The sequence below is a fragment of the Amycolatopsis sp. NPDC043885 genome, assembly GCF_056435685.1.
In genome coordinates this window covers 69,990-90,495 of record NZ_JBWKEA010000010.1, presented here as the reverse complement: position 1 = coordinate 90,495, position 20,506 = coordinate 69,990, and the positions used below count along the sequence as shown (strand labels likewise).

General features: G+C 69.0%; 14 protein-coding genes. 5 read left to right on the top strand and 9 right to left on the bottom strand.

Annotated elements, in window-relative coordinates:
* Positions 1 to 69 precede the first annotated feature (69 nt).
* The gene (locus AC069I_RS26630; protein ID WP_478266611.1) at positions 70 to 1,227 is read left to right on the top strand and encodes a glycosyltransferase family 4 protein; all 1,158 of its coding nucleotides are present in this window, start codon (positions 70 to 72) and stop codon (positions 1,225 to 1,227) included.
* Between the two features lie 43 nt (positions 1,228 to 1,270).
* Here the strand turns inward: AC069I_RS26630 and AC069I_RS26625 are convergent, their stop codons facing one another.
* Genes AC069I_RS26625 through AC069I_RS26615 form a run of 3 tightly spaced genes read right to left on the bottom strand, consistent with a single transcriptional unit; the run spans position 1,271 to position 4,211 of the window.
* On the bottom strand, positions 1,271 to 2,332 hold the full coding sequence (locus AC069I_RS26625) for a hypothetical protein (RefSeq protein ID WP_478235632.1): 1,062 nt from the start codon (positions 2,330 to 2,332) through the stop codon (positions 1,271 to 1,273).
* Positions 2,333 to 2,336: 4 nt separating this feature from the next.
* Positions 2,337 to 2,516 (bottom strand): hypothetical protein, encoded by a 180-nt coding sequence (locus tag AC069I_RS26620; protein ID WP_016335312.1) that lies wholly within the window; start codon positions 2,514 to 2,516, stop codon positions 2,337 to 2,339.
* A gap of 3 nt (positions 2,517 to 2,519) precedes the next feature.
* Entirely contained in the window at positions 2,520 to 4,211 is a 1,692-nt protein-coding gene (locus tag AC069I_RS26615) for an MmpA family trehalose lipid delivery protein (RefSeq protein WP_478266610.1), read from the bottom strand.
* 68 nt (positions 4,212 to 4,279) lie between these two features.
* Between AC069I_RS26615 and AC069I_RS26610 the strand changes: the two genes are divergently transcribed.
* Together AC069I_RS26610 and AC069I_RS26605 are read left to right on the top strand one after the other, a co-directional pair.
* The gene (locus tag AC069I_RS26610) at positions 4,280 to 5,479 is read left to right on the top strand and encodes a lipopolysaccharide biosynthesis protein (RefSeq protein WP_478266609.1); all 1,200 of its coding nucleotides are present in this window, start codon (positions 4,280 to 4,282) and stop codon (positions 5,477 to 5,479) included.
* Positions 5,480 to 5,598: 119 nt separating this feature from the next.
* Positions 5,599 to 6,540, top strand: a complete 942-nt coding sequence (locus AC069I_RS26605) for a hypothetical protein (protein WP_478266608.1) — start codon at positions 5,599 to 5,601, stop codon at positions 6,538 to 6,540.
* Here AC069I_RS26605 and AC069I_RS26600 read toward each other — a convergent pair.
* Positions 6,508 to 10,446 (bottom strand): alpha-(1->3)-arabinofuranosyltransferase, encoded by a 3,939-nt coding sequence (locus AC069I_RS26600; protein ID WP_478266607.1) that lies wholly within the window; start codon positions 10,444 to 10,446, stop codon positions 6,508 to 6,510. The two genes, AC069I_RS26605 and AC069I_RS26600, sit on opposite strands and share 33 nt — an antisense overlap.
* A gap of 31 nt (positions 10,447 to 10,477) precedes the next feature.
* On the opposite strand from AC069I_RS26600, the gene AC069I_RS26595 reads away from it, so the two are divergent.
* On the top strand, positions 10,478 to 11,245 hold the full coding sequence (locus AC069I_RS26595) for a class I SAM-dependent methyltransferase (protein ID WP_478266606.1): 768 nt from the start codon (positions 10,478 to 10,480) through the stop codon (positions 11,243 to 11,245).
* On the opposite strand, the gene AC069I_RS26590 is transcribed toward AC069I_RS26595, so the two are convergent.
* From AC069I_RS26590 to AC069I_RS26570, 5 genes are all read right to left on the bottom strand, one after another.
* Positions 11,239 to 12,984, bottom strand: coding sequence for a hypothetical protein (locus AC069I_RS26590; RefSeq protein WP_478224832.1), 1,746 nt, complete (start codon positions 12,982 to 12,984; stop codon positions 11,239 to 11,241). The genes AC069I_RS26595 and AC069I_RS26590 overlap by 7 nt on opposite strands.
* Positions 12,985 to 12,992: 8 nt before the next feature.
* Positions 12,993 to 14,576, bottom strand: a complete 1,584-nt coding sequence (locus AC069I_RS26585) for a substrate-binding and VWA domain-containing protein (RefSeq protein ID WP_478266688.1) — start codon at positions 14,574 to 14,576, stop codon at positions 12,993 to 12,995.
* 217 nt (positions 14,577 to 14,793) lie between these two features.
* Positions 14,794 to 16,908 carry an EAL domain-containing protein gene (locus AC069I_RS26580; protein WP_478224834.1) on the bottom strand — a complete coding sequence of 705 codons (2,115 nt, stop codon included), beginning with the start codon at positions 16,906 to 16,908 and terminating at the stop codon, positions 14,794 to 14,796.
* Between the two features lie 105 nt (positions 16,909 to 17,013).
* A complete protein-coding gene (locus AC069I_RS26575; RefSeq protein WP_478224835.1) occupies positions 17,014 to 18,063 on the bottom strand; it encodes an alpha/beta hydrolase in 1,050 nt (349 codons plus the stop codon).
* 76 nt (positions 18,064 to 18,139) lie between these two features.
* Positions 18,140 to 19,483 (bottom strand): cytochrome P450, encoded by a 1,344-nt coding sequence (locus AC069I_RS26570; RefSeq protein WP_478224836.1) that lies wholly within the window; start codon positions 19,481 to 19,483, stop codon positions 18,140 to 18,142.
* Positions 19,484 to 19,655: 172 nt separating this feature from the next.
* Between AC069I_RS26570 and AC069I_RS26565 the strand changes: the two genes are divergently transcribed.
* Entirely contained in the window at positions 19,656 to 20,468 is an 813-nt protein-coding gene (locus tag AC069I_RS26565; protein WP_478266605.1) for an SAM-dependent methyltransferase, read from the top strand.
* Positions 20,469 to 20,506 lie beyond the last annotated feature (38 nt).

Below are 20,506 nucleotides of genomic sequence, written 5' to 3'. Positions count from 1 at the left end.
GAGAATGATTCCTCTACCGTGTACGCACCGGTAACCTAGCATTGTCGCTAACAGGTTGGGAGAACCACGATGGAAAGGCCACGTGTGCTGCTCGTCAACTGGCGCGACACCGGGCATCCGGAGGGCGGCGGCTCCGAGCGGTACGTCGAGCGGATGGCCGAGGGACTCGCCAAAGCCGGATACCGGGTCGAGATCCAGTGCGCCGCGTACCCGGGCGCGAACGCCGGGGAATGGCGCGACGGTGTCCGCTACCGCCGCCGTGGCAACAAGTTCGGTGTCTATCTCCATGCGCTCCGGGCGATCCGTAAAGCGCACGCCGACCTCGTCGTCGACGTCCAGAACGGGATGCCGTTCTTCGCCAGGCTCGTCGCCGGCTGCCCGGTTCTCGTGCTGGTGCACCACGTCCACAAGGAACAGTGGATCAGCGCGCTCGGCGAGACGCTGGGCCGTATCGGCTGGTGGATCGAGTCGCGGCTGGCGCCGTGGCTGTTCCGGCACTGCCGCTACGTCACGGTTTCCGAGATCACCAAGGGCGAACTGACCGGACTCGGTATCGAAGGCTCGCGGATCACCGTGGTACCCAACGGGTTGGACACTCCCCCGCGCGGCAAGGCCGTCCGCGAGACCGAGCCGACGCTGGTCGCGGTCAGCAGGCTGGTGCCGCACAAGCGGATCGAGCACGCGATCGACGTCGTCGCGGAACTGAGCCGGCGCTGGCCGACGCTGAAGCTGGAGATCGTGGGCCAGGGACCGTGGGAAGAGGTCTTGCGCAAACACGCCCGCGACCGGGGCGTCGAAGACCGCGTGCGGCTGCACGGCTGGGTGGACGAGGACGAGAAGCACGAGATCCTGGAACGGTCCTGGCTGCACCTCTGCCCGTCGGTCAAGGAAGGCTGGGGAATCGTCATCATGGAGGCCGCCGCGCACGGCGTGCCCTCGGTGGCCTACCGGGCGGCGGGCGGGGTGGCCGAATCCATCGTGGAGGGCAAGACCGGGCTGCTGGCCGACGACTTCGCCGATTTCACCGCGCAGGTCGACGGTCTGCTCGCCGACCGGGTGCGGCGGACCGAAATGGGCAAGGCCGGCATCACCTGGGCGAGCCTGTTCGACTGGGAACACAGCGTGAACCGTTTCGAATCACTCGTGCGCGACGTGGCCGGGGTGGCCATCCCCCATCCCAGGGTCCTTACGCCTGTTGGCGGAGCTGAGGTTTTGTCCGGAACGTGACCCTAGCCGTGAACCCGCTGTGTCGAATCACCGGCGGGTTCGCCTACAGACACTGACGCCGCAAGGCTTCCACGATCCCGTCGGCCAGGTCGGCCGTGGCGGCGTCGTCGAAGTCCTTGCGGCGTGCGCGCACGGTGACGGTACTCGTCTCGCCGACGGTCACCGCACCGAACGCCACGCCTGAGCGGCCGCTGGCGGCGGGATAGAACGCGATCGACGTGACCGCGTCCGCCGCCGAAACGACGCCGAGATTGGAAACCAGGTAGGTCGAACCGAGCCTGCTCGCCAGCAGCCGGGTGCCCAGCCGGGCGATTCTGCTGCTGCGGGCGGGAAAATCGGGTTCCGGCGGCTGCGCGGCCAGCAGCGCGCCCACTTCGGCGACCGTGGGTTTCCCGCCGAGTCGCAACCGGAAGAACGCGCTGTCGTGCAAGGGTTCGGGCGCGGCTCCACTTCGACAGGACGCGCCGACCGCGGCCACCACCCTGATGGCTTCCTCGCCGTGGCGGGCGTTCCACGTCTCGGTCAGCTTGGCGGCGGCCGCCGCGAAGGCCGAAGACCCGAGCCGCGAGCGAGGGAGAATCCTCGCGCTGAACACGTCTCCTGGGCGGCTTTCGGCCCGTTCCGGGGTGATTCTCGCCGGAGGAGCGAAAAGTGCTTCCGCGAGGCGCTGGAAGGCGGAAACGAGAAAGGATCGATCGGCCGTGCGTGCGCCGATTCCCTTGGCGGCGGACGAGATCGGGATGTCCAGGGTCAGCCCGAGAACGGCGAGCAGGCCGAGACCGTCGAGGGCGCCGTGATGCGCGGCGATCAGCACGACGGGCTCGTCGACACCGACCGCGACCCGGATCAAGGGCGCACCGCGTTCGTACGAGGTCTCGGCGAATCGATCGCGGATCGCCGGAAGTTCTTCGCCGGAAACGGCCACGACTTCGGGAGCGGCTCCGAGCCACGGCCGTTCCTCGACCGCGACCGCCAGCCGCATCCGCGCCTTTTCCGGCGTCAGCACCGAAGACAGTCTCGCTTCCAGGAGGATGCTCCAGGAAACGGTGGGGTCGCCGTAGAGCCCGACGACCCGGCCGGCGTGGTCGGAAGCGAGCTCGGACACCGGCTCAGCGGTTGCCGTAAATGACGTGCTCGGGGCTCGAGTTCGGGTTGAACTGCTCCTTGATCTTCGCCTGCACCTGGGGTGCGGCGTCCGGATCCGCGGTGTTCGTCAGCGCGTAACTCCCGCCCGCGGCCGTCGCGAGCCCGATGATGACGGCGGCTGCCGCGCCGATGAGGGTGCCCAAGACCTACTCCTTCCGAGACAGGGAATTCCTGCGTCGGCTCAATGTACGCACCGGTAACTTAAGGCACAACAGTGCGGCCGCGATCGATAACAGCGCTACTCCGTTTGCCAGCACCACGGGGATCGGCGATCGCGTCCCGGTCACGGCGGGCTCACCGGGAGTGCGGTAAAGCGTGAGCCAGTCACCGGACCACACCGGTTCCGCGCCGGTCAGCAACCGCGGGTCTACCCGGCCCGGCGTCCCGTGTTCGACCAGGATCCAGCCGATTCCCGCCGATGACAGGTCTTCCGCCGACCGCGCGGCACGGACACGGTCCATTCTGGAATCCTCGCCGGAGATCTCCTCGCCGCCGACGCGCAACGTGTCGTCGACGAGCACGGTCTCGGGCAGTGCCCGCGGCGCCGGATCCAGCTGTGTCCGGTGGTCATTCCAGGCGAAACTCCGGAACGTGGACAGCGGCAGCGTGACGACGTCGCCGGGCCGGCCGTCTTCCGCCAGCACCCGGTGCACTTCGCTCCAGTCCGCCGGGTAGCGCACCGCTTCGAGCCTTCCCCAGCCGCCCCAGGCGAGATCGGGCATGGTGAGCAAGGGAAAGAGCGCGGCGGCCACGACGAGCGCCCCACGCGCCGCCCCGGTCCGCAGGCGCGCGGCGGCGGCTTCGACCGCCAGCGCGAACCCGAGCGCGACCGGAAGCGCCCACCAGGCCACCCATTTCTGCGCGTCCCGCAGCAGTCCCGCGCCGGGGACGTGCCCCATCGCCCAGGAGAGCACGGGCTCGCCGAACGGCAGTGTCGCCAGCGCGGCGAGCACGACACCGAGAACTCCCAGCAGCAGCAACGCTCTCGCCGGCGGTGTCCCCCACTTTCGCTCGAGGGGGCGGAGCCCGGCCAGCGCCACGGCGACCGTGACGAGGATCAGCACCGGGGCCATCGGTGCGCCCCGGCTGCCGGGGACGACGTCACCGTTCCAGATCCCGCCGAGCCCGAGCACGCTCAGGATCGCCGGGCCCCAGCTTTCCGCGCGGGCGCTGAAGGCGGCCACCCCCGCGGGATCGGACAGCGTGCCGCCGTCGTGCAGGAGGGTCGGGACGAGCCACGGCAGATTGAACACGAAGGCGAGACCGAGGGTATGGCCGAGTTTTCGCGGTCCGGCCAGCGCGATCGCGGTGAGCGCGGCCAGCACGCCGCCGGGTGGCGTGAGCACCGCGGGGGCACAGGCGAGCACCAGTCCCGCGAGCGCCCTCGGTTCGTTCCGGCGCAGCGAAAGCGCGGCGCGCACGATCCACGGGAGACAGGCGTACGTGAGCAGCAGCGGCCAATGCCCGATGAACAACCGCTCCGCGAAATAGGCCGTCCACGCGTACCCGGTGGCCGCGACGATCCGCGTACCGAGTTGCTCCGTCGGGACCAGCCGCCCTGCGCCGTATGCCGCAAGGAACAGCGAGAGCAGCAGAATGATTTTCTGGACGACGTCGCCGGGGACGACCGCGGTCGCGAGCGCGATCACGGCGTCCGCGGGAACCGATCGCGGCAGGGCGGAACCGAGTCCGAGCGCGTCCGGGATCAGCGACTGACGCTGGGCGAACACCATGTCGTAACTCAGCACGAAGCCGCGTCCGAGCACGGGCAGGAACACCAGCGACGCCAGCCCGGCCGACACCGCGGCCAAGACGAGACGTTCGCGCCGTGCGTCCAACTGCTCTTCCCTTTCCGCCTCGATCGCGGTTATGGTCGCCCGATTACTCGCCGGTAATGGGAGCACCGTTGAGCGTAGACGTCGAGGTCGAAGAGACCAGGACCGACAAGCGTGTCGCGGCGATCCTCGTTTCGCTCGCGCTGGCGGCCAACAACGCCGGCGCCTACGCGCTGAGCATCATCGCCGCCCGGCTGCTCGCGCCGAGCGCTTTCGGCGAGCTGAGCTCGCTGCTGGCGGTGCTGGTGATCGGCGTCGTCCCCGCGATGGGTCTGCAAACCGTCGTCGCGCTGCGGGTCGCCCGCAAACCGCAGGACAGTGGGACACTCCTCGCGCTCGGCCTCACGACGAGTGCCATCGTCACGACCATCGGCCTGCTCCTGGCGCCGGTACTGGTCTTCGTGCTGCACCTGGATTCCGTGGTGCCCGCGCTGCTGCTCGCCGTCACACTCGGCCCGCTGACGCTGCTCGGCCTCTTCCACGGCCTTTTGCAGGGCAGCGGCCGCTTCGCCCTCCTGGCCGGACTCATGGCGCTCGAAGGCGCGGGCAAGGTCGGCGGATCGCTGATCGGCCTGCTGATCGGCGGCGACGCCACCGGCGCGCTGGCCGGTACCGCGATCGGCTCGTACCTGGTGATCTTCTGCGGCTGGGTCCTCTGTGGACGGCAGCGACCGCGGAAGGCGGGCTGGCACGCGGGCGAAGTCCTGCACGCGGCGCAGGCGATGCTGGCGCTGGTCCTGCTGGTGAACCTCGACCTGGTGCTGGCGCGCCACACCCTCCCCGCGACCGAAGCCGGCGAATACGCACTCGGCGCGATCGTCACGAAGATCGCCTACTGGCTCCCCCAAGCCGTCGGCGTCCTGGTACTCCCCCGCTTCGCGAACGGCGACGACCGCCGCCGCATCCTGCCCGCCGCCCTGGCCGTCTGCGCCGCCCTCGACGCCGTCGTGCTCCTCGTCTCGGTGGTCGCCGGCCCACGCTTGCTCTCCTTCATCGGCGGCTCCGGCTACGCCGCCAGCACCATGCCGGTCTGGCCGTTCGCCCTCGCCGGCTCGATGCTCGCACTGGTGCAGATCCTGCTCTTTTCGCGCCTCGCCGCCGGTGACCGGCGGGTGACCGTGCTGATGTGGACGACCGTCGTGGTGGAAACGGTGCTGGTGACCGCTTGGCTGCACTCGTCGGCTGTTCAGGTGGTGACCGTCGCTGCCTGCTGCGCCGGTGGTCTGGCTCTGTCCGGTGCCGTCCTGGAGTTGCGGTCGCGTCGCGCCTGACCGGCACTGTGTGGATTTTGGGACGTCAGATGTCCCAAAATCCACACAGTCACGCATCAAAGGTCCGGTCACGAAGCCGGGCGCCGGGTTATGTCGGTGATCGACTCCATGCTGGTCCCGTGCGAAGGGGAGACTGGGCTCGCCACCCACTGATCACCAGCGGTTCGCGGGTGATCACGGCGAAGGAACTCGAAGCCGTGGGCATGCCGCGCCGGACGGTCTCGCGACGCTGCGAGCCCGGCGGGACGTGGCGGATGCTGCTGCCCGGCGTCGTGCTGCTCCAGAACGGCGAGCCCACCGACGAACAGCAGATCCACGCCGCCCTGCCGCATTCCGGCAGCGGCTCGATCCTGACCGGTGTACGGGCCCTGGAGCGATATGGCCTGCGCAATCTCCCGGACACCGAGGAGGTCCACGTTCTCGTCCCGGCGGAACGCTCGGTCACGAACAGCGGCTTCGTCCACGTCGAACGGTCACGACGTCTCCCGAATCCCAGGCCACGGTCCGGCATCCCGACAGCTCCAGTACCCCGAGCCGTGATCGACGCGGCGCGGAGGACACCGGATCAGGACACCGTCACGGCGATGATGGCCGAGTCCGTCCAGCGCGGCTTTTGCCTTCCGCGGGCGCTCGCGGACGAACTCGACGAAGGCAGGCGGCCAGGCGCAGAGCCGTTGAGAAGCATGCTCCCGCCGATCCTGGGCGGTGCCCGGTCGGTCGCGGAAGCCGATGCCTGGCGTCTCTGGCAACGATCGGACCTTCCCGAATGCCGCTGGAACGTCAAGATCTTCGACGCGAACGGCACCTATATCGCCCAGCCGGACGGCTGGTGCGACGAATTGGGCTTCGCCTGGGAAATCGATTCCCTCGGGTACCACGCGGGAGATGCCGGCTTTCGGGACACGCTTGCCCGCAACGCCCGCTATGCCGCGGCCGGGATCGTCGTACTCCAGACGCTGCCCTCACGGCTGCGTTCGGAGCCCGGCAGGGTCGCGGCCGAACTTCGGGCGGCACTGGACAGTGCCCGCCTACGACCTCGGCCCGACGTCCGTCTCAGGTGAACGTCCACCGAACCAAGGCACACAAGTCGCCACCATCGCCGCCGCCGCCAGCAGCAGCGAAGCCTGGGTCACCGGACCGTAGGCCCACTCCTGACCGTGCCCCAGCAGCCGCCCCACCACCGCGACGATCGTTCCCACGACCATGCCGCCGACAGCGAGGTATCGTGGCGCGCGTTCGCTGAACTGGCGGGCGAGCAGGACGGCGATCAGCAGCACGATCGGCAGCATCCCGCCCAGTACGGCCAGCAGTCCGATGAGGACCACCGGGACCACCCGCCCGGAGCCCGCCTCCACCGAAAGACGTCGACGGCGGGCGGGCCAGAGCGCACCGATCAGCACCAGCAGGATCGCGACCGCGCCGATCAGCAGACCCGACCGGTACTTCCAGTCCGGGGCGAACTCCAGCTGCACCACGCCACCGGAGCCGGCGGGCAGGATCCACGCCTGCTGCCAGCCGTCGACGCGGGTCTTCACCAGCGGAGTCCCGTTCAGCGAGGCGGTCCAGCCCGCGTTCGCGTTCTCCGGGACGGCCAAAATGGACTCGTCACCACCCGCGACGGTGACCGACCGGGACGTCGCGTCCCAGGAGTCCACGGTGACTGCACGATGCGTAGCGGGCGAAACGGCACGACCGGCGGGTTTGAGCCACAGGTCCTGGACCACAAAGGACTCGGACCGGTCGGTCCGCAGTTCGTGCCCGCCCGCCGCCAGGTCGACGCCGCCCGCCGAATCGGGGCACGCGGACAGCGTCAGCGGCCGGTGCGCGACGAAGTCGGCGAGGGTGCCGCGTACGGACGTGTCGTAGTCGAAGCCGTCCAGGCGGAAGTTCGGCCCCGATCCACAGGGCAGGGTGAATTCCGCTGCCGGGGCGGGAAGTTCAACACCGGTCAGGGACAGGCTCCCGATACCCAGCGAGTTCCGCGTCCGCTGGTCGTCGTCGAGGCCGGCGAACGTGATCTTCAGCTGCGAGGTTTCCAAAGGGGCGAAGGTCGCGGCACCGGAGGAGTCGAGTTCGACCGAACGGCTCGACGTCGGTGTGGTCAGTTCCAACCGCGCGGGCGCGCCGGTGTCGGCGGCGACGCGGATTCCCGAGATCGTCTGGGGTTTCGCCCAGTCCAGGGTCAACGTCGGCCGCAGGTCGGTGACGTCGGGCAGCCACGTGGTCGCGGGATTCCCGTCCACCGCGGCGAATCCGCTCGCCGAGGGATCCCCGCCCAGTTGCGAAGTCGCCGATACCTGCACGCCGGGCAAGGTCACCGGGAACCGGCCACCGCCGGCGGGCAGCACGGTGCCGCCGAACTCGTAGGCGCTCGGCGACGTCGTCGAGAACAGCCGCCGGATCCCGTCCGGTTCTTCACCGTCGCGGCCCGCGTTGGCATCGCAGCGGACATGCCCTCCGTCGGGCACGCACGCGTAACGCGGTTGCGCGCCCCTGGTGAACGCGAAGCCCGGCGCAGGGCCAGGCCCGAGGTCGGCGGGGACTTCGAGCGCGCGTTGCGGGTCGACGCCGGGGATCTTCAGTTCCGAGATCCCGACGTTGCCGTCCTGCCTGCCGACCACGAGCGACAGCAACGTGATCCGCACCTTGCGCGTCACCCCCGCGGGCGCCGGGTAGGTATGCGCCCCCGCGCCCCGGACGACCTGGTGATCGACGGAACCGTTGTCCGTGGTGATCCGGATCCGGGTCGGCGGCCAGCCGACGCGGATGTCGTCGACCATCGCGAGATCGACCGAGTTCACCAGCCGCGGGGTGTCGAGTTCGACTTCGAGCCACTCGCCGATCGGGCCGGTGAAACTCGACGAATGCCAAGCGGTGCGTGGATCCCCGTCCAGCGCGGCGAACGGCTGATGGCTCGGGTCCGAACCGCCGAACGCGTCCGCGAACGAAGCCGCCGTCGACGCGTCGACCGAACGGATCCCCCGGTACGCGGCCACGGTCTGGTGCTGCTCGCCGGGGAACGGCAGCACGTCCAGGGCGGCTCGTTGCTGCCGCGCGGATTCCCCGGCGGTCAGGGTCTGGCTCAGGTTGTCCCGCACGCCGCCGACGTTGCGTTCGGCGCGGCGCAGCCCGTCGGTGACCAGCCTCGGCCCGGTCGGCGAACCGCCGTCCCCGGTCAGCACCGTGGGTGTCCCAGGGTCGAGCTGCCCGGAGTTCATCAGCGGCAGCAGGTTCTCCGGGCCGCCGCTCACCGTCGGGACGTCCTTCGCGGACGTCGCGGTGACGAGCGGCACCGGTCGCTTCACCTCGAAGATCTCCAGCGGCCCGAATTGGGCAGACTTCTCGATCCCCGGCGATCCGGCCAGCCCGGCGCGCAACGTCGTGAAATCGGGCGCGCCGACCTTGGCGCGGTCGATGTCGCCGCGCAGCACCAGGAACCGGTAGCCCGATCGCGCGAGCAGCGCCGCGAGCCCGGGATCCCCTCTGCCGTCGGCCAACGCCGCGTCGATGGAGTCCATCAGGCGGGTGTTGCCTTCCGAGCCCAACGGGACCTGATTCCGCACCGCCCACGGACTGTCCGCGATGGCCTGCGCAGGTTCGTCCACCGTGCGGCCCCAGTCGTACTCGCCGAACCCGGTCGCGGGCAGCAGCAGGGTACGTGCCGTCGCGTCGGTCTTGGCGACGTAGCCCATGGCGTCGTACCAATATCCCGGCACTTCGTCCCAGCCCGGTCCTGGCCGCAACGTCAGCAACCACACCGGTGCGGCCATCGCCACGACCAGCAAGGCGCCCAGCGCGGGCCGCAGATTCCGGCGCAGCGCGGGCGCGGCGCTCGTGATGCCGTGGACGAACGCCAGCATCAACGGCAGTCGCAGCACCGGTTCGAACTTGTGCACGTTCCGCAACGGCGCGAGCGGGCCGTCGAGCAGATGCCGCACCGGTTCCGCCAGCGGGCTGTCGAGCGTCCCGACATAGCCGACGGTCAGCAGCGTCAGCCCGGTCAGGACGCCGAGCACCAGGAAACGCCGTTCGGGCAGGCCACGCCGCGCGAGGCCGAGCAGCCCCACCGCGGCCACCAGCCCGGTGGCCGCCATCAGCACGGGATTGTCGATCAGCGCCCAGCCCGACGGCCACCACGGCGTGCCCTGCACGACGTAGGCGACCCACTGGTTCGTGCCGCGCAGCACCTCGAACAACGACATCGGCGCCGTGGTGTTGGTCGCGGATTCGATGTAGTCGAGGAACGGCAGGCTGTATTGGCCGAGCAGCACCAGCGGCAGGAACCACCACAGCACCACGCCGACGACGAAGACGAACCACCAGATGACCAGCGCGACGTGTGTGCTCCGCCATTTCCGGGTCAGCAACCACAACCCCGGGAGCACGAGCGCCATCACGACCATCGCGCCGTTGATCCCGCCCATGCACAGCACGGCGAGCGCGGACAACCCGGCGGCACGGCGCGGCGAGCCGATGCGGTCGGCGAGGATCAGCGGCAGCAGCACCCACGGCAGCAGGACGGCCGGCAGCATTTCCGAGGACAGCGAACCGATTTCGGTGACCATCCTCGGCGCGAGGGCGTAACCGACTGCTCCGATCAGCCGAGTCCGTTCGTTCCCTATTTTCAGCGCGCGGGCCACCAGCAGGGCGCCCCCGAAGGCGACCGAGAGCAGGATCGCGCACCACAACCGCTGCGCGATCCACACCGGGATCCCGACCGCCTGGCACAGCGCGAAGAACGGTCCCATCGGGAACAGGTAGCCGTATGCCTGGTTCTGCAACTCCCCCGCCGTCGCCTGGGGATTCCACAGGTGCAGCGCCCTGCCGAGGAAGGCGAGCGGATCCACGGCGAGATCGAGTTTCGTGTCGAAGGTCGTCCTGCCGGGACGCTGCACAAAGGACAGCACGGTCAGCGCCAGCACGATCCACGTGCTCGGCCGTTTCACGAGCGCCCCGGGGGTTACCATCCGGTAGATACTAGGCGGAAACGTGGCTACTATGCGCCTACCCATTCGTCCCCGCGACCTGAGCAGGTGCGTCATCACGCAGAAGCAAAGACCCCTGACGGACGGTTTCGAAGAAGCGTGGTCGCTCGCCGAGCCGGTCAAAGGCTGGATGACCCGCGATCAGGGCCTGGCCTTGTGGAACGCGGCCCGCCACCTGTCCGAAGGCGAACTGATCGTCGAAATCGGCAGCCACCAGGGTCGTTCGACGATCGTGCTCGCCAGTGCCGCCCGCACGGTCGGCGCGCGGGTGGTCGCCGTCGACCCGTTCGTCGACGGCCGCCTGTTCGGCGGATCGCCGACACGCCAACGGTTCGAGGCGAACCTGAGAAAGGCGGGTGTCGAGGACGTCGTGGAGCTCGTGGCGGAGTACAGCACGAAACTCCGCCCGACCTGGGACCGTCCGATCCAGCTGCTCTACATCGACGGCAAACACGACTACTGGACCTACACCGACGACCTGCGCTGGTCGGCCAACCTGGCCGATGGCCGGGAAATCCTGGTCCACGACTGTTTTTCGTCGATCGGCGTCACCCTCGGCACCATCGCGAAAGTCCTCTTCGGACGGCGCTACACCTATCTCGACCGCGCGACGTCGCTGGCCCGGTTCCGGCTCTCCCCACCGTCGTTCAAGGACAGGCTGCGCGTGCTCGCCCAGATGCCGTGGTTCCTGCGCAACGTCGGGATCAAGGTCCTGCTGCGGCTCCGGCTGGCGCCCGTTGCCAGGGTCTTCGGCCACGACAGCCCGTACGACCCCTACTGAGTGAGCGGCTTGCCGACGTCGACCTTCGCGAGACAGACGGGAGCACCCTTGGCGGACAACTGAAAGCCGATCTTGTCGAACAGGCCCTCGATCGGCAGATACATCGTGTGCAGGCCGGGCTGGAACCACACCGGCACGCGGATTCCGTCGCGGTCCACGAACCCTTCGCCGCCGTCCGAGGTGAAATAGTCGATCCGCAGCAGGTGGCGACCGAGAACCGGCGTGTCCAACGGAACGCGGACCAAGTGTTCCCCGACGGTGTACCCGCAGCCCGCCACCGGGCCGGGCACGCCGCGGGAAACCGGTTCCACACCGGTGATCGTCCGCGCGGTGCCCGCATCGTCCAAAAGGGACATCCGGCTCGTCGGCTGGTCGAACAGGAAGCCCGGGATCAGCCCCACCACCCGTGACGTGCGGGCGTTTTCGCCGAACCAGCCGTGCAGGACGTCGTTCGGCACAGCCGTGTCGAACAGCACGAGATCGGGGTCCCGTTCGATCGAGGCCCGCGCGTTGGCGAGGAACTCACGGGAGTGGTCGAACCGCAGTCCGGGCGCCAGCCGGGAGAACCCCACGGCGGAACTCGCGAGCAGGGCGAGGCACAGCGCCAGGGCGATCGGGCGTTTCGCCGCGGACGGCACGATATCCGAAGGCCGGTCGAGCGGTCTCGGTTCCAGGAAGGCGAAAGCGAGACACAGCACGACGACGAGCGCCAGATCGGCGACGTAGCGGGGATCGCTGCCCAGTTCCGGGCCGACCTCGGTGAGCCGGGTGGCCGCCGAAAGCCCGATGTCCGCCACGAACACCAGCCCCAGCAGCAGCCACGCCTTCTTGGCCCGGAGCCCGCCCACGCGGATCCCGGCGACCAGCACCACGACGGCCAGGAGGAGCAGTGGAATCCGCACCGCCACGGGTGAAGCGGCGAACGTCGCCCCGGGCCCCGGGCCCGACCAAGGCCCGCCCACGAGTCCGGGGATCAGGGTGTCACCGAGCATCCGGCCCGTCATGTCCGCGACCGTGCCGACGGTGACCGCACCGCCGCCTTGCCCGACCTGGCTCGTGGTCAAGGCCAGGAAAACGACGGCGTAGCCCGCCAGGACGGCGGCGAGGACACCCATCAGCACGAGGTGACGGCGCAGGGAAATGCCGAGCAACACGGTGATCCCGGCGATCAGCACCGGGATGAACACGGCCTTCTCGTAGAAGGCCAGCCCGAACACGGTCCAGGCAATGGTGGCGATCGCCCAGCGCCCGCCGTCGGCGAGATACCGCATGTGCGCGTGGAGGGCGGCGGTGGCGGCCAGCAGTACGGGCGCGATCTGGATGGCGTACGCCCACCACAACGTCGGGACGAGCAGCAAGGTCGACGTCGTGAACATCGTGAACGGGACGAGAATCCCCCACCGGCGCCCGAAGCAGCGCACGAGTATCGCCCACAACAGCACCGAGGACGCCGCCTGCATCACCAGGACCGGCGCCATCAGCGCGGCGAAGTTCAGGGGCGCCCACGCGGTCAGCACGTCGGCGAGCAGGAATCCGCCCGGCGCGAGATGGCCGTGGTAATCCTGGAAGAAGTAGCCGAAGTCGAACGGGCCCGACTTCGCGGCGTGGTAGGTGATGACGAAATCGTCTTGTGCGAGGCTGCCGTGCAGGGCGGCCCACGCGTGCAGCACGAACGGAATCACACCGGCGGCGAACGCGGCCAAGGTGACCGGCGAAGGTCTTTTCCCCCGGAGAGCCACGGGTCGCCTCAATTCTTGCAGGTCGGCGGCTGGCACATGATCTTGCTCAACGCCTGGTAGAAGACGTCCGAGATCTTCCTCGGATCGGGGGTGGTGAACGAATCCCCGCCGGTGGCGGTGGAAACCCGCCGCAGTTCGGACGCGTCGATATCCGGCCCGATGCCGATCCCGATGACGGGCAGCGGTTTCCTCGGGTCCTGGAGTTCGCCCAGTTCCTCCAGCAGCCGCGGCAGCCCGATCGTCTCGCTGTCCTCGTTGCGCCCGTCGGTGAGGACGACGACCAGGTTGATCCGGCCGGGTTTCCAGTTCTGCCTGGCGTTCTGGTACGCGGCGAGGATCGAATCGTAGAGCCCGGTCGCGCCACCGGCTTTCGGCCGCACGGCTTGCAGCCGCTCGACCCCGCCCGACGACTTCTGCTCGGCGATCGTCTTCATCGGCAACAGGATCCGATGGTCCTTGTCACCGTCCAATTTGGTCGAGAACAGCCACAACCCCAGCTCCGTGGAGGGCTTGAAGAGCCCGAGCCCCTGCGTCGCGGCCTGCAGGGTGAGCTCCATCCGGCTCTTCCCCGTACCCGGCACGGAGGCGGCCATCGAACCGGAGACGTCGAGCAGCACCTGGACCCGGGCGCTCAGGTTCGTCCCGGCCCAGGCCTGCAGCGCGGCGTACAGGTCGGTCACCGGCGGCGGTCCCGGCGGATGCGGCGCCGGGTCGGTCCGGCTGTCCTGCGCCCGCGGCACGGCGAACTGACCGCTGGGCGCCCGGAATCCTTCGTCGGCGAAGATGCTCCCGGCGAGCGGATCGAGCAGCAGCCGCAGAAAACGTTCCGCCGCGGTCCGCGACGCTTCGGATGCCTTGGGCAGCACGACATACGGGTAGTCGAACCCCTGCACCGGGACACCGGGGTACGCGGCGACCAGATTCCGTGCGAGTACCGCCTGTTCGGTCGCCGGGGCAGCCGCCGGGGCCTGGCCCGGCGCGGGGTTCAGCTTCCGCATGGCGGCGGTGAAGGCCGCGGCCGGATCGGGCTCCTTCTCGGTCACCTTCCGCAGGGCGAGCAGGGTGCCGACGCCGAGCGGATCGCGCGCCGGGTCCGGGATCCCGACCGGGGAGCCGTCGAGGATCTCCTGCCAGGAAGGCGCCTTCCCCGGCCAGCCGAACCGCCGCGCGGTTTCGTCGGGAAGTCCCAGCACCACCGGGGAATTCGCCACCGACTGACCGGATTCCGGCAGGTTCCACGCGCCGGCGTCCCTGGCCTGCGACAACATCGTGCTCGACTCGGGAACCCAGACGTCGGGCCCGCCGGAAGCGGTGGTCCCGAGCAGATCGGCGACTTCGGCCGACTCGCGCGCGGTCACGTTGACACTGAAGCATTCTTCCTGCGGCACGGTCTTCGCGAGCCGCGTGAGCACCGGTGCCACGTCGGGCGCCGCGGTGATCTCGACCGGCGTCAGGGCGTCACAACCGTTGCCCGCCAACCGGGCCCGCAGATAGTCCACGCCCCACCAGGCACCGAGCGCGATCACCAGCAACAGGCTCAAGACGACGACGGGCGCGTTGAAACGCCCGCCACGCCTCGGGCCTACCTGCATGTGCATGCCTCCGAGGTGCGGGGTGAGGACCTGGGATGTTGCCCAATCCGCCCGCGAACGTCAACCCTCGGGTAACTTAGCGCCTTCGGCTGCGGCAAACGGCCTAACCGAAATCGTGACTCGCGTGCTCAAACCCGGAACTCACGTGCTTGGAGGCGGAACTCACGAGTTACGGCTCCAAGCACGCGAGTTACGGCTCCGAGCACACGAGATCGGCCTAGCCGAAATACCTTCCGGCTCCGATGTGGGCACCGGCGTTCTGCCACCATCCGGCGTCGCCGGTCGAGTCGATCCCGTCCGCGATCACCGTCGCGCCCGCCATGGTCGCGGTGTCGATGAGGTTCCGCAGCGAACGTTCCGCCAGTGGTTCCGTCCGCCGCTCCGCCAGCCGGGCCGCGATCCGGACCGTCCGCACGGGTACGTCGACGAGGCAGACGACGTCACCGGCCGCGCCGAAGTCCTGCAGTTCCGCGTCCACGCCGATCTCGGCGAGGAGATGCAGGTTGTCGACCGTCTCGCCGAGTTCGGCGAGCACCGCGCCGACGGGGAAGCCCAGCCGCAACCGTGACGGCCCGACTCCGGTCGCGGTCAGGATGGTCCGCACCGACCCGACGAGATCGGGATCGGCGGCCTGGTGCGGGGTCAGTCCCACGACCATCGGGAGCCTGTCGTCCGACTCCTCGCAGGCGATGCGGATGAGCCATTCGCCCAGTGGCGTGATGAGACCGGTCTCGTCGGCGAAGCGGGCGCAGGTGTCGTGACCGATCCGGCCGTGGCGCGGGTGGTTCCACGCGAGCCTCGCCTCGATACCCGCCGGCCTGCTGTCCGCCAGCCAGGTCAGCGGCCGGAAGCCGACCTCGATCTGGCCGGTCTCCCAGGCACCCGCCATGGAAACGGCCAAGCCGAACTCGTGCCGTTCCCTGATGTCGAGAACGGAATCGGACAGCGCCCACTGACGGTAGCCGTTGGCCTGCGCCCGGCGCAGCGTCATTCCGGAGACGCGCAGCAGCTCGTTCGGCGCGATGTCTCTCGGTGGCCGGTGCACGACCCCGACGCAGGCCGAGACCGCCACCCCGCTGCCGCTTTCGAGGTAGACCGGTTCGGAGAGCTCCTGGTTGATCATGCCGATGACGGTGGCGACGTCCGGGCTGGCCGCGGTGTTCTGGATGAGGATGCCGAATTCGTCGCCGCCGATCCTGGCGACGAGCGCGTCCTCGCCGCCGACGACGGCCCGCAGCTTCGCGGCGACGTTCTTCAGCAGGTCGTCGCTCTGTTTCTGGCCGAGCCCGCCCGCGATCAGGGAGAAACCGTCCAGGTCGAGGTGATAGACGGTGACGCCGAAGGACGGGTCGGCGTGCTGCAGTGCCCGTTCCAGGCGCGTTCCGAAGCACTGCCGGTTCGGCAGGCCGGTCAGCGGGTCGTGCAGGGCTTGACGGCTCAGCTGCCGCTGCAGCAACGAGACGTCCGTGTCCCCGTCGACCAGGGTGACCAGCTGCTGGGCCTCGCCAGCCGGGTCGCGGATGACAGCGCCGGAGAAACCGGCCCACGTCGGTTCCTCGTCCTCGGCTACGAGTCTTCGCGACAGCTCGAGCCGCTGGCTCTCGCCTTCGAGCAGCTTCCGGTAGCCCTCGCGCAGTCCCTCGGCGTCGTCCGGATGCACGAGGTCGTAGAGGTTGAGCCCGGTCAGGTCCGCGACGGGCCGGTTCAGCATTTCGGCGAACGCGGGGTTCACCCGCTGGACGCGGCCGTCGACCCTGGTGACGGCCACGCCGGTGGCCGAACCGGTGAAGAGCTGTTCGAAACGTGCCTGGGTCAGCACCAGTTCGCGCCGGGTCTCGCGTTCGAGCGTGACCAGGGTGCGGCTCAGATCCTCTTGCTGTGTCTGGATGCTCTCGCGCAACGCCTCGCCATAACCGGCCGCGAGCGCGCCGAGCACCTGCAGTACCCGTTCGGGGAGCGACTTCACGCTCCGCAACTCCGGCTCGTGCAAGAGCCCCTTGCCGAGCACCTCCATCGTGCGACGGAGGCTGTCCGGGCCGACGCATCTGAGCGCGACGAGCCGCGCGCCGGCTTCGGCGGCCTGCGCGGGCTCGGCGTCTTCGCTCAGCACCGCCGCGAAGACCTCGTCCAGCAGAGCGGCGAAATGCTCTTCGATCTGCGCGTGGGTATACGGAAGATACGCCGTACCGGTGACCAGGTAAGCCCACTTGCGGGCCAGCGTGGCGCGGGTCGGCGCGGTGTTCTTCCGCTTCGGGGATGCGGAGGATGAAGTTCTCTTCGGGGCGTCCGGCGATACGGGGAACTCTTCGCCGTCCGAAAGTGGGGCAGTCACGTCCGCCGGTCCTGGGGTCGCTTTCGTATTCCGTGGTGGAGAACCATCTTCCACGATTCTCTAACCGTACTCACGGTTCGCCGATCATCCAATCGGGTGGTCACCCTACGGTACTGCAACTCCCACCTTGTCCCTCAGCCAAACGCGGGTGGCGTCCCGATATTCGGACGCGTTGCGGTGTAAGGCCAGCGAATGTCCGGCACCGGACAGAACATACGTGGAAAGCTGTGCCTCAGGCCGGTAGAACGGCGCTTCCGCCGGGCGCAGCGTCTCGCCGCTCGAGCAGTCCCGAAGCGCGAAAAGGCCGCAGAACAGGATGTCCTTCGAGCCGACCGCCTGGAGAACCGGCACCCGGATCGCTTTCGTCGCGGGCAGCACGATCCCGAACACGGCGACCGTTCCCATTCCCGGGACCGAAACCTGATCCTTCGTCGCCTCGTCGGCTTCGATGACCCGGGGGTCGGCATTTTCCGTCGCGTAGAACAGTCCGGCACGTGCTCCCGGTTTCGTCGTGAAATACAGCGGATCGCTGCCGAGCGAACCGAGTTTCCCGTCGGTGAACGCGGGCTGGAGGCCGAAGAGCACCCCGAAGGTCAGCGCGGGGACCGATGGCAGATGCGTCATTCCGGTGAGGATCACGCCGTCCACGTCCTGATACGTCGAAGCCTCGGCCGCGACGATGCCGGAACCGACCGAATGCCCGACGATCACGACCTTCTCGAACGGCGTGCCGCCGACCCGGCCCGCGCGCAGATGGCCGATCACCTCGTGCATCGAGCGCGCCAGCACCGGCAGCAGGAGCGGAAGGCTGGGCGGTTTGCTGCTCCCGCCCGTACCGAGCTGGTCCGCGGCGAAGGTCGCGTAACCGTGCTTGGCCATGTCCCGCTGGTACGAATAGCGATCCGGGTCGTAGGGCAGGTCCCAGTAGGCGCTGTTGTAGGTACCGCCGTGCACCAGCAACTGCACCGCGCCGGGTGCCGGACCGCCGGGCAGGCAGAGCCGGCCGTGGACCGTGGCGGGTTCGCCGAGCGGGCCGGTGACCGGCAGATCCAGATCGGAACAGCGGACGTCGACGGCTTCGGCCGGGGCCGCGACCAGGAAACCACCGAGGAGCACGCAGCAGGCGGCCACCGCCGTGGCCAGTTTGAGCGGCATTCTCACAGAACCCTCTCCGGAATCGGGACGCTCGGAAGGAGCATGAACCCTACACGGGGTGATCGGACGCTCACCGTCAGCCCGAGGTTCTCGGCCGCGCGATCATCGGCAACCGGTTCGGCTGCATCGTCGCTTTGATCTTGGGAAAGACCTTCACACCCGGTACCGGTTCCATCCGCCACCGGGCGCCGATCGTCGCCGCCACCAACGCGATCTCGGTGGGTGCGAACTGATGTCCGGGGCACAGCCGGGCTCCGGCGCCGAAGGGAATGAACGCGCCCTTCGGTACCTCCGCGGCGCGCTCCGGCTCCCAGCGATCCGGATCGAAGCGGCCGGGATCGGGGAACCAGCGCGGATCGCGGTGCAGCGTGTGCTGGCTGACCGCGACCTCGGTACCGGCGGGGACGCGCACGCCGCCGAGTTCGACGTCCTCGCGCGCCCGCCGCATCAGGATCACCGGCGGGGTGCGGCGGACGACCTCGTTGATGATCCGCTGCGTGTAGACCAGGCGCGGCACGTGTTCGAACCGCGCGGGCCCGCCTGCCAGCACCTCGTCGACCTCCGCGTGGAAGCGGCGCTCGATCTCCGGCCGCGCCCCGATTTCGTGGAAGAACCACGCGAGCGCGACGGCCGTCGTCTCGGCGCCGGTGGTGAGGATCGTGATGACCTCGTCCTCTACTTGACGGTCGGTCATCTTCTCGCCGGTCTCGTCGTCTTCGGCCAGCAACAACATCGACAGCAGGTCGCCCTGATCGCCGCCCTTCTCGCGCGCCCGGACGACGGCGTCGCCGATGACCCGCCGCAGGCGTGCGGCCGCCGCGTCGAACTCGCGGTTGGCCGGGATCGGCAGGCGTTCCACGAACTTCGGCGAGAACGCCCTGACCATGACGTACTTCAACATGATCGGGATCGACCGCTGGATCTCGGTGAGCGCGTCGTCGCCGAGTTCGGTGGAGAACAGCGTGCGCCCGGAGACGGTCAGCGCGAGATCCTGCATGCGCCGGTCGAATTCGACCACCTCGCCCGGTTTCCACGCGTCCGCAAGGTCTACAGCGACCTTCGTCATCGTCGTCTCGGCGTAGAGCGCGATACGGCTTCGCTGGAAGGCGGGCAGCATCATCCGTCGTTGCCGCTGGTTGAAGGCTCCGTTGGAGGTCGCGAGCCCGTCGCCGAACAACGGCCGCATCTTGTCGAACACGATGCCTTTGTCGAACTTCGCCGCGTCGACGGCGAGCAACCGCCAGGCCAGTTCCGGCGTGGTGACCAGGTAGACCGGCATCGGGCCGAAGTCGAGCCGCACGACGTCGCCGTGCGATCGCAGTGAGGACAACAGTTTCACCGGATCACGCAGCATCGGCACGGTATGTCCCAGCAGCGGCCACCGGCCTGGTGCGACGGCGACGTCCGGAGGTGGTGCCATCGTGCTCGTCTCCCCGGTGACTGGGCGCTGAACCCAGCCACTTTAGGGCCACGAGGCCGCGAAGACGGCTCCGCCGTCGGACATCCACACGATCGGACGATGGCGGCCAGTTCCCGTGAGCCCGCTAGACTCCTGTGCCCCAACGGATCCCAACCGAACGGCGGCGACGACGGTGACTTCGAACCTGAGCTGGGTACCCCCCGAGGTCGACACGACCGTGCCGAATCCCGCCCGAGTCTACGACTACTGGCTCAACGGCGACCACAACTTCCAGGCCGACCGTGTTCTCGGCGAGCAGATCCTGAAGATCATGCCAGGGATCCGCGACGCGGCCCGCCTCAACCGGGCGTTCCTCCGGCGCGCCGCGCTGCACATGGTGGACGCGGGCGTGCGGCAGTTCCTCGACATCGGCTCCGGCATCCCGACCGTCGGCAACCTCCACGAGATCGTCCAGCGGATCGACCCGTCCTGCCGGGTGGTCTACGTCGACCGCGAGTCCGTCGCCGTGGCCCACGCCAAACTGCTGCTGCGCGGCAACGACCGGTGCGCGGCGATCCAGGCCGACCTCCGCGACGTCAACGACATCCTCGACGCTCCCGAAACGAAGGAACTGCTGGACCTCGACCAGCCGGTCGGCCTGTTCATGTTGCTGCTGCTGCATTTCGTGCCGGACTCATGGGATCCGCACGCGATACTGGCCCGCTATCGGGAGCGAATCGCCCACGGCAGCTTCCTCGCCATCTCGCACGTCGCCGCCGACGCGAACTCGAGCGGCCTCGACGAGGCCATCGAGGCGTACAAGAGCACCCAGAACGACCCCATCCCCCGGACCCACGACGAGGTGCTTTCGTTCTTCGACGGATTCGACGTCGTCGAGCCCGGCGTCGTCGGCTGCGCGATGTGGAACCCCCAGGGAGCCGGCGACATGTCCGAGGACCCGGAGATCAACGCGTTGCCGTACGCCGGGGTGGGCCGGAAACCCTAGGGTCACCTCGTGAGTGGTAAGGACGGTTAGAACCGTCC

Bases quoted from the DNA above. Each gene is read 5' to 3' on its own strand.
- AC069I_RS26630 (WP_478266611.1), top strand. From the start codon at position 70: ATGGAAAGGCCACGTGTGCTGCTCGTCAACTGGCGCGACACCGGGCAT.
- AC069I_RS26600 (WP_478266607.1), bottom strand. From the start codon at position 10,446: ATGGTAACCCCCGGGGCGCTCGTGAAACGGCCGAGCACGTGGATCGTG.
- AC069I_RS26595 (WP_478266606.1), top strand. From the start codon at position 10,478: ATGCGCCTACCCATTCGTCCCCGCGACCTGAGCAGGTGCGTCATCACG.
- AC069I_RS26585 (WP_478266688.1), bottom strand. From the start codon at position 14,576: ATGCAGGTAGGCCCGAGGCGTGGCGGGCGTTTCAACGCGCCCGTCGTC.
- AC069I_RS26575 (WP_478224835.1), bottom strand. From the start codon at position 18,063: ATGCCGCTCAAACTGGCCACGGCGGTGGCCGCCTGCTGCGTGCTCCTC.
- AC069I_RS26570 (WP_478224836.1), bottom strand. From the start codon at position 19,483: ATGGCACCACCTCCGGACGTCGCCGTCGCACCAGGCCGGTGGCCGCTG.